This is a genomic window from Exiguobacterium sp. s26, assembly GCF_018618235.1.
GTDB lineage: Bacteria > Bacillota > Bacilli > Exiguobacteriales > Exiguobacteriaceae > Exiguobacterium > Exiguobacterium chiriqhucha.
Map to the genome: position 1 here is coordinate 1 of NZ_JACSLS010000016.1, position 13,189 is coordinate 13,189.

The 13,189-nt window shown below is 32.9% G+C and carries 10 protein-coding genes and 1 pseudogene; 1 reads left to right on the forward strand and 10 read right to left on the reverse strand.

Annotated features, from left to right (window positions below):
* Positions 1-81 precede the first annotated feature (81 nt).
* Positions 82-321 (forward strand): annotated as a pseudogene (locus KNP82_RS15580) (ATP-binding protein); the annotation flags it as partial.
* A 401-nt stretch (positions 322-722) separates the two neighbouring features.
* Here the strand turns inward: KNP82_RS15580 and KNP82_RS14515 are convergent.
* From KNP82_RS14515 to galU, 10 genes are all read right to left on the reverse strand, one after another.
* Positions 723-1,790, reverse strand: a complete 1,068-nt coding sequence (locus tag KNP82_RS14515) for an N-acetylneuraminate synthase family protein (RefSeq protein WP_214828563.1) — start codon at positions 1,788-1,790, stop codon at positions 723-725.
* Positions 1,791-1,792: 2 nt separating this feature from the next.
* Positions 1,793-3,424 (reverse strand): cytidylyltransferase domain-containing protein, encoded by a 1,632-nt coding sequence (locus KNP82_RS14520; protein ID WP_214828565.1) that lies wholly within the window; start codon positions 3,422-3,424, stop codon positions 1,793-1,795.
* Positions 3,425-3,430: 6 nt separating this feature from the next.
* Complete coding sequence (locus KNP82_RS14525) at positions 3,431-4,870, reverse strand: lipopolysaccharide biosynthesis protein (protein WP_214828567.1); 1,440 nt, start codon at positions 4,868-4,870, stop codon at positions 3,431-3,433.
* 271 nt (positions 4,871-5,141) lie between these two features.
* The gene (locus tag KNP82_RS14530; RefSeq protein WP_214828569.1) at positions 5,142-6,341 is read right to left on the reverse strand and encodes a hypothetical protein; all 1,200 of its coding nucleotides are present in this window, start codon (positions 6,339-6,341) and stop codon (positions 5,142-5,144) included.
* Positions 6,342-6,353: 12 nt separating this feature from the next.
* Positions 6,354-7,544, reverse strand: coding sequence for a hypothetical protein (locus tag KNP82_RS14535; RefSeq protein ID WP_214828572.1), 1,191 nt, complete (start codon positions 7,542-7,544; stop codon positions 6,354-6,356).
* 38 nt (positions 7,545-7,582) lie between these two features.
* Positions 7,583-8,575, reverse strand: coding sequence for a DUF6625 family protein (locus tag KNP82_RS14540; protein WP_214828575.1), 993 nt, complete (start codon positions 8,573-8,575; stop codon positions 7,583-7,585).
* Positions 8,576-8,621: 46 nt separating this feature from the next.
* A complete protein-coding gene (locus KNP82_RS14545; RefSeq protein ID WP_214828577.1) occupies positions 8,622-9,446 on the reverse strand; it encodes a glycosyltransferase in 825 nt (274 codons plus the stop codon).
* 86 nt (positions 9,447-9,532) lie between these two features.
* Positions 9,533-10,144: a sugar transferase gene (locus tag KNP82_RS14550; RefSeq protein WP_214828579.1), complete on the reverse strand. Its 612-nt coding sequence runs from the start codon at positions 10,142-10,144 to the stop codon at positions 9,533-9,535.
* Positions 10,145-10,161: 17 nt separating this feature from the next.
* The gene (locus KNP82_RS14555; protein WP_251128778.1) at positions 10,162-12,054 is read right to left on the reverse strand and encodes a polysaccharide biosynthesis protein; all 1,893 of its coding nucleotides are present in this window, start codon (positions 12,052-12,054) and stop codon (positions 10,162-10,164) included.
* Between the two features lie 15 nt (positions 12,055-12,069).
* A complete protein-coding gene (gene galU, locus KNP82_RS14560) occupies positions 12,070-12,969 on the reverse strand; it encodes a UTP--glucose-1-phosphate uridylyltransferase GalU (RefSeq protein WP_251128779.1) in 900 nt (299 codons plus the stop codon).
* Between the last annotated feature and the right edge of the window lie 220 nt (positions 12,970-13,189).

The window sequence follows — 13,189 nt, forward strand, 5'->3', positions numbered from 1 at the left end:
GCAAGTCCTTTTTCTTTTCTAAAATAGGAGTGCAGAGTTGTGTACGTTTCCGTTGCACACTTCTGCACTCCTATTTTGCATTACACACTCACCGAGCTCCCACAGGAGCATGTGATGCATCTGTTAGAAATCGTCGAGGCAAGGCTGAAGCGTTCCTCGACCATCTTCTGTTCCCAATTCGCACCCGAGGGGTGTCATTCGAAGCTAGGACAGGCCTAAATCGCGGACGCGATTCTGGACAGGATCGTACACGACTCCTATAAAATCCTGGTCGACGGTGAAACCTCAATGAGGGAACGCCATGGACTAGGGATAAGTTAAGGTTTTGGCCATCGAGTCATCGATGGCCTTTTCCTTCGTATTGACTGGCTCAGTCTCCGCATTTGGTGGCTCAGTCGTCCGCACTAGTGGCTCTCTGTCTCCGCAATACTCACTTGCCAGACCACATCATAAGGATGGTCCTCAACCACGGTTGGATCGTCGTTTTTGCTCAGTAGCTCGTACAGGCGTTCATTACGTTATTCCTAACGTCCTATAGCCTTCCTTCTCCGTCAAGTGGCATTCGGCAACCTGGATTTTAAACTCCTTCGTAAATTTGCATAAAAACACCCCATAAAAGTTGGATTTTTGTGTCCAACTTTTATGGGGCAGTTCAAATGGCATTTTTAATAAAAACAGTCAACTTTAATCTGTTGTTCACATTATAAGAAGTAAATGGTTTTTCAAAATAACATACTCTGCTCAAGAATAGAATCCTCTTGAATATCCACTAAAGCTTTTCTACCCACTACCTTATCAATATCCGCAGGAGAAATACCCGTCCCAGGTCTTTTGAAAGTGAGCATGTCAGCGGTAATAGTTTTTCCTTTTTCAATAAAATTAATCGCCACTAATGACCTTCTAGCATTTTTTCTAGAAGTTAACTCTGACTCAAGACAGTTAATATCATATGACCCTCGAATTGTTTCAATAAATTCAATTCCTTGCACAATATTTTTTGCATCATTTGTATCCATGGCATGATAGTGATCGTTACCAGATAAAGTTTTATCTAATGTAAAATGCTTTTCGACTACTATGGCGCCTAAATTAAACGCAGTTTTTACAATATCTGCATTCGGATCCGGTTTTGTATGGTCAGAATATCCAATTATTACATCGCTATATCGCTCTTTCAAGCTTAGAATCTTATTGAGATTGGCGTGATTATACGGAGTAGGATATTCTAAGACACAGTGCATTAGAATTAGCGGCTCATTATTATATTTTCTAATTGTTTCAAGTGTTTGGTCGATTTCCTCAACATTAGCTGCTCCAACTGAAAGAATAATAGGTTTTCCTTTTTTAGCTTGATATTCAACAAATGGTAAATTATTCAAATCAGAAGATGAGATTTTGTAAACATTCATAAGACTTTCAAGGTAGTCAGCAGACTCAATATCGAATGCAGTAGATAGGAATTCAATTTTTAAGTCATTACAGTATTGGGCTAATTCTTTGTACTCGTCGTAACCAAATCCATCGAATTTTTTAAAAAGTTCAAATTGAGAAGTGGTAGCTTCTTCTGTGGTATCCCAATAAGAAGGAGATTCTTTAGCTGCCAACGTTTCTGCTTTATAAGTTTGAAACTTCACTGCATGAATACCTGCTTTTTTTGCCTCCATTATCATTAATTTCGCCGCATTCATAGGGGTAATCTGCATTTTTTTAGCGATGTCATAATAATTAACTCCTATTTCCGCTATTAAAACAAATTCGTTATTTTTTGATCTTTCAATAATTGTATTCATTTTCAATTCTCCTTTAATATAAGATTTATTACTCTATCAATTCCTTTTTTTAAATCATGTCTTAGCATTAATTCACGCATCTCATGTCTTATTTGATTAGAATTCAGTAACCAATTGAAAGTGGATTCAATAGTTTCTATAGATATATCCTTACCGAGACCCAAGTTTAAAAAACCGTTTTGCATCTGAGCAAAAGTGTGCAACTGTTCGCGTTTGTTTTGTGCTAGAACAATTGACGGAACACCTAATGAAGCTAATTCAAATACAGTTCGCCCTTGCGACGTAAAAGCAATATCCGCATTTTTCATGTAATCACTTACTCTTTTTACATCATTTAGAACAAAAATATTTTTATTTTCAATGGTATGAACATTATGTTCGTTACTATTATATCCTTTTCCAGTAATAAAAATGAAATTAATTTCCCCACCTAAATTATTATGTGACTTTGCCCAAGTATAAATTTTTTCAGTTAAGTTCGAAGGATCTGTTCCTCCAAACATAACTAGTACATTTTTAATTTCTTTTGAAAATTCTTTTGGTGTATTTATAAGAAATTCGTCTCTAAGACATACGTAGCGTTCACCATAGTATTCATTCGGAGCTTTTACAGTATTATTATAGAGAGCGTTTATTACTGAATCAGCGTACTTAGCGCCCTCACCTAAATCTTCAATAGTAATTACTTTTTCTGCTAATTGTTTCAATTTTTTAATGTATACTTTCTCTGTATCCAGACAGTCGTTAACAATAATATCGGCATTCCAATTATCTAAAAATACAAAAAATTCTTCGTCAGAATTAATTAACGTATAAGGCATAAAACTATTTTTAATCTTAACTACGCCCTCAAAGTGTTTTTCATTTAAAACAAACATAACTTCGTGACCAGTCAAATAATACGCCAAAGTCAGGCAGTGGTAAATATGACCCATACCGCGTTCTTTAAAACCATCAACTCGAAATACGATCCTTTTTTTCTTTAACTCGTTTTCACAGACAATCCAATCATTCTTTGTATCAATATCCACTGACTCTTTTTCAGGAACTTCAAAAATTGATACATTTTCCCCCATACGACTGTCAGGTGTAATAAATTTTCTCCTAGTGATAAAGAAAGCACCCGTTTCAATAAAATTCGGTGGTAATTCTTGTCTATTTAACCTTTTTCGGTAATTAGGCGAGTATTTATCACCTTTAGACGACCATGACAAATGAGGATTATTGACTGCACTGATATAAGTATCTTTACTAGAAATTAAAAAACTTTTTAATGCATTATTAAGTGTTTCTACACTTAATAGTGGAGATGTTGGTTGAAGAGTAATTATAATATCGTAGCTTTTATTATTCTTTTGCTCCATTTTTTTTACAGCATCATAAACAACCGGATCTAGAGTGACGTTGTCATCAGATAAATCATTATTTCTCTTGATACAATAAATATTGCTTAATTTTGCTATGCTTTCAATTTCTTCATCATCCGTTGAGACAACGACATCAGTGATCAAATCGCAGGCTTTAGCATTATCAATTGAATAGGATATTAATGGCTTACCATTCATCAGTCTGACATTTTTTCTTGGTATTCCTTTTGAACCACCTCTTGCAGGGATAATCGCTAATATTTCCAAAAGATATCACTCCATTTTTTTATTTATGAGATTTTTCCAAAAAAATCTAAAATAGTTAAAATACAAACTAGTAGTTAAAAGCAATAGCCCAATACTGTACCATAATATATTCATATTCAGCAATGTAAGAACAGATCCTAAAACTATAAAAATAGTAAATTTATAATAGACTTTAAAAGTGTTTTTGATATGATTTTCATTTGGGTTCAATATTTTTAAATAAATGAAATGTTGTACTACAGAATACAGAGTTGTTGTAATTGAGGTCGCAAGCGACACCCCAATAATTCCATAACCAAGGTGTATCAGAGTATAGTTCAAAATGAACGCAATAAACAGTGAAATAATCTGCAAATATATAAGATAAATTTGTTTTTTGTTAGATACTATAAATACGTTAGAAAAGTAAGCAATTTGCGTGGCGATGGTCCCAAAAACCAACAATCTATATATATTAATACTCTCTACATATTGAGGAGCTACTAAATAGACAAGTGGCACAATTAAAATAGCACCAGCTAAATACAATATAACCCCTAATATTTCAACGTATTTTGTATATTCTTCTGTTTTTTGAATAATTTTCTCTTTATCCATCCCATTGTCTATATTTAAAATTTTAATTGCTTGAGGATAATATAGAAATAAAACTGAAGAAATAAATGTTAATGTCGCAATAACAATTTGGCTAGAAAATGTATAATAACCTAGATCAATATATCCTAAATATTTAATGATCATGACTCTGTCTAAAGATGTTAATAAATAAAAACCTAAATTGTAGATTAACAGCGGAAGCCCTATTACTAATAAACTTTTTAATACAACAATATCCAATTTAATTTTTATTCTTTCACTATATTTATATCCGTATAAAAATACCATGAGGCTAGTTATTAGCATAGCTACTAGTACAGAATAAATTTCAAAATATTTAATAGTAATAATGATAATAATAAAAGATAATACGTGTTTAATTAATTCTATGTGATTAATACCTCTGTACCTGTTGGTTAATCTGAAATAATTTACATAAAAATTTCTATACTGATCAAATATTCCTATAATAAAAATTAAGAGGATAAAATCCCGCAATATTCCATCGATTAAATACAAGGTTCCTATACTAACAACGAGTAAAACCACAGATAAAATTGATAAGAAAGTAAATGTAGTCCATAATACTTTTCTAGTTCCCTCTGAATCACTATTGGATTCAAAAATCACATATTCTCTATTCATCGAATAAAGAACTCCTAAACTAGAAAAACTGATATATGTTAATATTAACATTATATTACCTAGAACCCCGAATTTTTCCGGTCCCAAAACTTTTGCGTTAACAATTCCTGTTAAAAAACCCATTAGTAATGCTATATATTTTATGGAGGAATACTTGATAACAGAGATTATTTTCTCACTTTTAAATATATTTCTAATATCCACCCTAAACTAGCTCCAATCACATTGTTTGAACCTTTAATATCAAATAATAACTTTTTGATATTAAAAGAATCACAAAGAATTCAACTTGCTAAATACCTCAAAAAACGGTTTCACACCTCAACGAATTATACGGCAGGAATATTAATTATCTTCATACAAAACAGTAAAGCATTTAGATCTTAAAGAAATTCATATTAAAGATAAAAGATCGACTATGAATTTCTTTAAGAACGCATTTTTATAGCAATACAAAAAATAGTTGGAAAAATAGTTACGCACTTACTTTCAATCTAAAATTTAAAGCTTTTTTATACGTTTTTGATTTAATCGGAACACTTAAAACAAAAATCCAAAAAAATAGATACCCGGTTATAAACATCTCATGCATAATCATACTATTTACTAAAAAAGGAATTATATATTCTAAGTTGTTAAAGTTAAAATATTTCCTTAGTAGCACACTCAGCATTATTAAGTAAATTATTGAATAGATGATTCCGTTTTTAATTAACATATTTATTATTGAGTTATGCGGTTGAACCAACCGATACCCTAAGTACATCTCATGAGAATCAATACTATTATCAATATTTAATGCACTTCTAATTTCGTTATCGTATCCGTAAAGTAAAAGATGTTTATCATTGGCAAGTAACTCTAATGCATTTATATTTCCTCGGAACCTTACTGCATTTGAATTATCATTTAAACCTTCATGATAAGATGAGACATTACTGTCAGAAATGTGAAATACCCAGTAATAACTGAATGCCGAAGAAACAAAAAAAATCCCTATAAAAATAATAAATATTTTTATAGATGTTACTTGATTTCTTACTGAATTGTTTTTATTTTTTTTAAAATATAGTATAACTTTTTTAATTCCTTTTACACTATATAATAATAATAGCATTAATATAAATGATCTTGAACCAATGTAATAAGCATAAATAAATCCTATAATCAATCCAAACTTATATTTTCGCTTGTCACAGTAGCTAATGAATAGAAACAATGCGATAGCTGCGTAGTTTCTATCCCACGCACTATAAAGTGAAAAATCACCAAAATATATACCTCCATTGATCAACTGAAAAATTAGTTGTAGGGTAATCGAAGTTAGAGCTATTAAATAAATCCAATCAAATTTAGAGTACATCTTATCATAGCTATAGTTTTCCCCATGAAAAATGTAAAATAGTATTAAAATAAAAACTGTACTGTACGCAATATTAACTATAGTAAAATCGGTTGTTAAACTAATAATCATTAGCAGGGCTATCAAAAAAATAAGAAAAAATAAATATTTAACCTTGATAGTTTTTTCACCTTTTTTTAGCAAAAATGACAAAGACACTAACATTACTAACGTTATAGTTAAATAATCACGCCACTCTATTGGTATTATAAAAAACATTAGAAAGACGTATAGTGAAACTACAACAGTGTTGAAGTGCTTTAAAGAAATCAATGATAACTCACCTCATTTCATTGCTTCATCTAAAATTTTTTTGTATTTAGTATTCTTTTCTTTAACTTTATACGATGAATCCACATATCTTTTTTCTTTTCCTTTAGATAAACGATAAACTTTTTCGCAAAAATCTAAAATAAATTGAATTTCATCACTAGACCTAACATTTTCAATTCCCCAAAATTTGTTGCAAACTTTTCTTTGATCCTCAGTAATGGATTCCGAATAACTTGTAAATGTATCTAAGACTTCTTTTTTATCTAAAACACTTTGGGTATAGAATAATTCGGGTGCTTGTTCCAAATCAGGTTCATAGTCCGCTTCATAGATTGTTTTCTGAGGAATAATCATATGTGGCTTCTCTAAGACGATTGAATAGCCTACGTGAGTACCTACACTGTTAGACATTGTGTAGTCTGACAATGAAATCAGTGATTTTAAGCGCCCCAAAAAATTAGGGTCTTCCCTACGTCCTGCCGTAGTAACTACAAATCCATTTTCTTCGTAAAGTTTGCCTCGACCATGCTCAATATCTCTATAATATAAACAGACAATTACTGTATCAAAATTGTACGTCACTTTAAAATCTTTAATTTTTTCAACGAACTCTGCTGTATTAAATGTAGCTCTTACTCTGTCTACAGAATGGGAAGGGAACACAAGAAGAGTTTTACCAAATTTATTTTTATAAGATTCTAATTGCTCTTTAGAACAGTAGTTTTTTGTATAAGAGATATAAGGTCCAATCGAGAATACTGGTTTCTTGGTTACTTTTCTTATGTGTTTTTTTCTCTCGTCGCTAAAAGTGATAATAGCTGGAAGCCCACTATTGTAACTTTCTATTTCTGGTACTATGTCACCAAAGTAAACTCCATGTTCTATGCATGCTTTAATAGGGTCATTGAACCCAGAAAAAGTTTTAATACTGTTTGAAATACCATAGAAATAGTTTCCTTTATAATACTCATCGCACTTAAAGTGTGTATCAATAAGCAATTGATTGTAATTAAAAATATCATAATTACACTTTATTTTTTTTCTAAATGTATTTTTTTGAATGTATAGTAAGTTATTAGCTAAAACCATTGCTCTTTTTCTAGTAAGCTCATTGTAAAAAAATTTTATTGAAAGTTCCTTTATTTGCGCTCTCAAGTTTGCTTTTACTTTTGCAATAAAAGTATTGCTTTCTTTCACGATCATCAAAAGTCCCCCGAATTATTATTGCTTGATTTCCTGTATTAAATACTACTCTTATTTACAAAAAGTTCATCGCAACGCTTTCTATATTTTATAGTTTTAGTTAAGTTTCGTTCCGTTATCAATTTCCAAATCTTATTTACTGTATTTTTTATCCTAGCAAACTTCATTTCAATTTTTTCTACTTTATTGTATTTTTTATTAAGAAACTCTTTAATATCAATTTTTTCAATATTACTAATAGAATTTTCAGTAATATAAATATTTGAATTTGAATTTATGTCTACGTTTACGCTTAACTTTCTTTTTTGAAAATGGACATACATAAATTCTTTTTTTGCTACAGTATTTTTTTCATCAATGTAATACCCATAAATTGATTTCCCATCATAACGGAATATATAATTAGTTTTTCTCTCGCAATGACTTAAATAAAGTTTATTGTTATAAGGTACAATGTCAGCAATTATAGAGTTATTGTATAATACAATATTATTTAATTTACTCATTACTGCTGGCATTGCAAACTCATCTAATGCCCAAACAACTTCACTTTTCAAAATTGTATCTAAGTTAAAAAGTTGGTTTAATTCACGTTTTATTTGTTTAATCAAAATATCATCGTTTTTAATTAACGTAAAATGACCCCATAATTGAAACATATCAGTTTTTTTCAATTTTTCTATAGGTAAAAAATTATTTAGATCACCAAAAATTAAATCCATATCGCAATAACCCCAAAAATCATAATTTACTACAAAATCTTTAAAAATCAACCCGTAAAATGGTTTGAAATCACATAATTTATACGGTTTACTAATTTTGTATTGTTCTCCAATTTCACTCTGTATACGATTATTTATGTCGGCAATACTCATATTAGTAATTTTTATGTTATCTATTTTTGGAAGGTTGATTTCATTGTCTGTAATTAAAAACCAATCAATACTTTTATTTTGTGCACAAGAATGGTACCACAACTCAAAGTTTTTAGGTAGGTCTCCAAAATACGGAATGATAACAGCTATTTTCATAATTTATCCTTTCTAGTGAAATATTTCATTTTATGTTTATTTTTCATTATTGTTTTTTTCTTAAAAAAAATTGATAAATATATTTTTTTAATCTTACAGGGATGAATATAAAAACAGTGATGCTTATCATACTAATTATTAACTCAAAAAAATTAATCATTTCTTTCGAGCGCATTTCTTTTTGTAATACGTACCATCCCTTAATGTATTTTCGATTACTTCTTCTTAAAAATTGCTCATCGCCAGTCCTAACGTACACAAGTGGTTCTTGAAGGTTGTAAAACAAAAAGTCTTTACTCAACATCCTAACCCATAAATAATAATCTTCTAAATAAAACAAATGTTTATACCCGCCAGCTGCTTCAACCGCTTCTTTTCTAAACATTACGGTCATATGATTAACTGGATTTCTTTTCTTAGCCCAATTAAATATATCTTTTGATTTTTCAGGCAAGACTTTGACAGTTTGAGTATGTTTGTGTGAGTCATAGAACTCTGCAATATTTGTTCCTATTAGCGCTAGATCACTTCTTTGACTAAATAACTCAATCTGCTTTTCAAATCTCTTTGGATGGTTGATGTCATCCGTGTCAGCTCTAGCAACTAAGTCATGGGAACAATTCTCCAACCCAATATTTAATGCTTCTCCTAAGCCATGGTTAGTTTCTAAGGGAATTACTTTAATTAGAGATGGAAACATTATTAAATATTTATCAATAATATTTTCAAGATTTTCAGTTAAAGGACCATCCTTAACAATTACAACTTCATCTGGAATTAAAGTTTGATTTATTAAAATACTCTCTAAGGCTTTATCAAAGTAATCACTTTTCTCTTTTATATATACTGACAATAATACTGAAAAGCTCATTATGTCATTGTGCCTCCTTTTAAATCTAACTCTCAATCCTACTATACTAATGTCTTAAGAAGTTAACCCAATTTAAATTCCACTACCTATTTTGATTCATGCACGTTATTTATTCTAGAACCTTCAACAACCCCATCCCTTTTTAATACACTAACAAGAGTTCCAAAAAAACACCTTAAATCCATACCAATACCAATTCTTCGCATATACTCTGCGTCTAACTTGACTTTATTTTCAATAGACAATTCATCTCTTCCATTAATCTGAGCCCAACCCGTCAAACCTGGTAAAATGTTATTCACTCCATATCTATCTCGTTCAGCAATTAAATCATCTTGATTCCAAAGCGCAGGGCGCGGACCAACCACTGCCATCTCACCTTTTAATATATTAATAATTTGGGGAAGTTCATCCAAACTTGTTTTCCGAAGAATCTTCCCTGTTTTCGTAATGTACTTTTCTGGTTCTGCTAGCAAGTGCGTCGGTGTATCTTTAGGCGCGTCAATTCGCATCGTCCGGAACTTTAAAATATTAAAATGCGATTGATGAAGTCCAACACGTTTTTGTTTAAAAAAAACTGGCCCTTTCGACTCCAATTTAATCGCAATCATAATTCCGATAAATAAAGGCGCCAAAATAATTAGGCCTATTGAAGAGAGAGTAAAGTCGATTATTCGTTTTAATTCGCTATATTTCATCATTAACACTCCATTTATTAGACTGTTTCGCGTACGTCTTTATTTAAATTCAAGTTTTTTAAATCTAAGCGATCATTTGCCCAGTTAATAAGATACAAACCCAGCGTTTCGCTCGTCTTGAGTTCGTTCATTCGTGCTAGTTTTTCATCCAAATTTGTTTCCTCTGATACAATCCCTGTAAAGATTTTTGGGTAAACAGCTTCAGGATGAACTTCGCCTTCTTTTAGTAACTCTTCAAACATCTTCTCCCCGGGTCGGATTCCGCTAAAGGCTATTGATATTTGATCTTCCGTGAATCCACTCAACTTAATCATGTTACGAGCAAGATCAACAATCTTCACCGGCTCACCCATATCAAGTACGAACACTTCTCCACCGTCGGCAAGTGTTCCTGCCTGAATAACAAGACGACTTGCTTCAGGAATTGTCATAAAATAGCGTGTCATATCCGGGTGTGTCACCGTGACTGGACCACCTTTTTCAATCTGTGTCTTGAATAACGGAATAACCGATCCACGGCTGCCTAGAACGTTTCCAAAGCGGACAACAGCAAACTTTGTACGACTAGTCTTAGCCAAGTTTTGAATAATCATCTCAGCAACTCGTTTCGTAGACCCCATGACATTTGTTGGATTAACTGCTTTATCTGTTGAAATCATAACAAATCGAGCCGCTCCGAATTCATCCGCCATCTCAGCGACATTTTTTGTCCCATATATATTATTTTTAACAGCTTCGTGCGGATTTGCTTCCATTAAAGGTACGTGTTTGTGCGCTGCCGCGTGGAAGACTAAGTGTGGTGAGTACATCATGAAGACATCGCGTAAACGTTCTACGTCTTGTACATCAGCAATAACTGGAATAAGTTCTACTTCTAAATTTAACTCTCGTAACTCACGCTCAATTAAATAGATACTGTTCTCACCGTGTCCGAGCAATAATAATCGCTCTGGCTTGAACTTCAAGATTTGACGACAAATTTCAGATCCGATTGAGCCCCCGGCACCGGTGACAAGAACCGTTTTTCGTTCAACTTCTGATTGAATACCAGAAATATCGAGTTCGACTGGTTCACGACCGAGCAAATCTTCAATCGACACTTGTCTCATTTGATTGACCGCGACTTTGCCAGTTGCAACTTCTTCAATCATTGGTAACGTGTGTACATTTGTACAGAGTGTTTTCGCTCGCTTAATAACAGCAAGACGATCTTTATAGTTCATCGACGGGATAGCGAAGACGATTTTATCAATCGCTTCGTTCTCAACGACTGATTCTAACTTCCCTAACGTCCCGACGACTTTCACGCCGTTGACAGTCAAATTTTGTAGGTGGCGATTGTCATCAATGAACCCGACCGGGTTCATCCGGTGATTATCCGACTGATTGATTTGACGGACAAGCATACGTCCAGCTTGCCCCGCCCCGATGATGAGTGTTCTCTTTTCATCTTTACGGCGCTTCACGTTACGACCACGTAAAATCGAACGTTGCTCGTGTTTCCATGTCACATAAATACGTGAGCCTAAGCGAATGCCACCTAATAATAAAAGAGATAGGCAGAAGCTGAGAAATAACATCCGTTCCATCGCCTCACCATAAACTACAAATTGGAGGGCATACAAAACGAATGTGCTCATTATAAGAGTCACAGCAAGACGAATGGCTTCTGACATACTAGCGAAGCGCCATGCAACTCGATACAGGCGACTGATACCGGCCATCACAATAAATAGCACACTATATAGTAAAGCAGACTCTACAAAATGATTACGATCTACATTCTCAATAAATTCAATTGGATATAAAAAGAAGTACGTTACAAACATAGAAGATAAAATCGCAGTAATATCAAAAAACACTAATACACTTGTCCGAAATGATTTCCGACCTAGTTCAGGAATCGACAATTATCTTCCCTCCCCTTAGTTGATTACATTCATAGAAGCATTTTCTTCTACTAATTGCGTAATCATCTTTAACACGTCGTCATGTAAGTCTTCTCTAGCTAATGCGAATTCTAAAGTTGTCTGGATAAACCCGAGCTTCTCGCCAACATCATAACGTTTACCAGAGAACTCATACGCAAAAACACGTTGTACCTCGTTCAAACGTGTGATTGCATCTGTCAACTGTATCTCGCCACCCGCACCAGGAACTTGCGTCTCTAAAAATTTGAAAATTTGTGGAGTAAACAAGTAACGCCCTAAAATAGCCAAGTTCGATGGCTCTGTTCCTGGAGCCGGTTTTTCAACAAACGACTCCACTTTATGTAATCCGCCTTCAAGCGATGCTTGAGGATCAACGATTCCATAGCGATGTGTCACATCGCGAGAGACCGGTTGCACACCGATGATTGAGCTTTCAGTCTTGTTGTATTGTTCAATTAACTGCTTAGTACATGGAGTTTCTGCTTGCACGATATCGTCGCCAAGCATAACAATAAACGGTTCGTCACCAACAAACGCTTTAGCTTGAAGAACTGCATGTCCAAGACCCATTGGTTTTGACTGACGAATGAAATGAATGTTTATGTTCGTAGTTTCTTCAACAAGTTTCAAAAATTCAGATTTTCCTTTTTCAATCAATGTCTGCTCAAGTTCCGGAACTGAATCAAAATGGTCTTCGATAGCTCGTTTGCCTTTGCCCGTCACAATCAAGATATCTTCAATTCCCGATTCGACAGCTTCTTCAATAATATATTGGATCGTGGGTTTATCGACAATCGGTAACATCTCTTTCGGCATCGCTTTCGTTGCAGGTAAAAACCGTGTGCCTAAACCAGCCGCCGGAATAACTGCTTTCTTCACTCTTTTAATTGTCATTCAATACACTCCTCTATGGGTAAATATATATTATATGTCTGATTCATAGAAAAAAGGATGTAACTTACATCCTTTCAAAATTATAAATTAAGGTTATCACTTTCGACCTAATATAAAAACATACGAGGAGTAAAATAAACCTAAAATCGTTCGACAGTTGTCGACAAAAGAATCATATTTTTAGATAGATTGTCAATAATTAGTATTTGACAAAAAGTAA